The organism is Halomonas sp. 707D4 (genome assembly GCF_024158685.1).
Taxonomy (GTDB): Bacteria; Pseudomonadota; Gammaproteobacteria; order Pseudomonadales; family Halomonadaceae; genus Vreelandella.
The window spans coordinates 1-1,673 of sequence record NZ_JAMZBD010000585.1 but is presented as its reverse complement, the minus strand read 5'-3'; the positions used below and the strand labels follow the sequence as shown (position 1 = coordinate 1,673).

General features: G+C 66.6%; 2 protein-coding genes. One reads left to right on the top strand and one right to left on the bottom strand.

Annotated features, from left to right (window positions below; translation table 11 throughout):
* On the top strand, nt 1–1,251 hold a 1,251-nt coding region (locus tag BIS11_RS16850), incomplete at its 5' end, for an NAD(P)(+) transhydrogenase (Re/Si-specific) subunit beta (protein ID WP_253586624.1).
* A gap of 98 nt (nt 1,252–1,349) precedes the next feature.
* On the opposite strand, the gene BIS11_RS16845 is transcribed toward BIS11_RS16850, so the two are convergent.
* On the bottom strand, nt 1,350–1,673 hold a 324-nt coding region (locus tag BIS11_RS16845), incomplete at its 5' end, for a UTRA domain-containing protein (protein ID WP_253586623.1).

Genomic DNA, 1,673 nt, shown 5'->3' with positions numbered 1-1,673 from the left:
GTGCTGATCGGCGCCGGTATCGGCACGTACCTGGCGCGCAAGGTCGAGATGACCGAGATGCCCCAGCTGGTGGCGGCACTGCACAGCTTCGTCGGCCTGGCGGCGGTGTTCGTCGCCTGGAGCGCGGACCTCGAGCGCCGCCGGGTGCTGGCGGCCCGCGCCGCCGATGGCGTGATGCAGGAGTTCTCGGCCTTCGCCGCGCTGGTGGCGACCAAGGCGCCGGACGAGCTGACGTTTCTGCAGATCGAGGTGGTGCTGGGCATCTTCATCGGGGCGGTGACCTTCACAGGCTCGGTGATCGCCTTTGGCAAGCTCGCCGGCAAGGTCGACGGCAAGCCGCGCCAGCTTCCCGGCGGGCACCTGCTCAACGCCGGTGCCGCGGTGCTCTCCCTGGTGCTGGCCGTGATGTACCTGAACGGCGCCGGCTTCTGGACGCTGATCCTGCTGGCGCTACTTGCGTTTTTCATCGGCTACCACCTGATCATGGGCATCGGCGGCGCCGACATGCCGGTGGTGGTGTCGATGCTCAACAGCTACTCCGGCTGGGCGGCGGCGGCGATCGGCTTCACGCTCGGAAACGACCTGTTGATCGTCACCGGCGCACTGGTCGGCTCCTCCGGCGCGATCCTCTCCTACATCATGTGCAAGGCGATGAACCGCAACTTCGTCAGCGTGATTCTGGGCGGCTTCGGGACAAGCCAGGGGCCGGCCGCCGAGATCGAGGGCGAGCAGGTGGCGATCGACGCAGGTGGCGTGGCGAGCGCCTTGAACGATGCCGACAGCGTCATCATCGTGCCGGGCTACGGCATGGCGGTGGCCCAGGCGCAGAGCGCGGTGAGCGATCTGGTGCGCAAGCTGCGCGCCGCCGGCAAGCAGGTGCGCTTCGGCATCCACCCGGTCGCCGGACGCCTGCCGGGGCACATGAACGTGCTGCTTGCGGAGGCCAAGGTGCCCTACGACATCGTGCTGGAGATGGACGAGATCAACGACGACTTCGCCTCGACGGACGTGGTGATCGTCATCGGCTCCAACGACATCGTCAACCCGGCGGCCCAAGAAGACCCCGCAAGCCCGATCGCCGGCATGCCGGTGCTGAAGGTGTGGGAGGCCAAGCAGGTGTTCATCTCCAAGCGCGGCCAGGGCACCGGCTACTCCGGCATCGAGAACCCGCTGTTCTACAAGGAGAACAGCCGCATGTTCTACGGCGATGCACGCGAAAGCCTCAATACCCTGCTGCCGCTGATCGACTGACGGCCTGCGCCTGAAACGCAAGCTCTTGAAAAAAAGCTCTTGAAACACAAAACCCGCGACCTGGTCGCGGGTTTTTTTTGTGGGCCAGAAAGCGAGGTTCAGGTGATATCGACCCGGTAGCGAAACGGCCCGGCGTCGCCGGTGGAGCGGCGAAACTCCAGCGGCGTGGCGTCGTAGCCCTTGGCGATGCGCTCGATCACGATCACCGGCCGGCCCGGGTCGATGGAGAGCCGCTCGGCGATCGCCTGGCTGGCGGTCGCCACCGACAGGGTCTCCTCGGCCGCCCCGATCAGCTGCCCGCACCGCTGTTCGTAGAACGGGTAGAGCAGGTTGCCGAAGTCGGCGGGGTCGACGGTGAGAAGCGGCGCGAAGCGGCGGGTGTCGAGCCAGATCTGCTCGTGAAAGAGCGTCTGCCCGTCGAT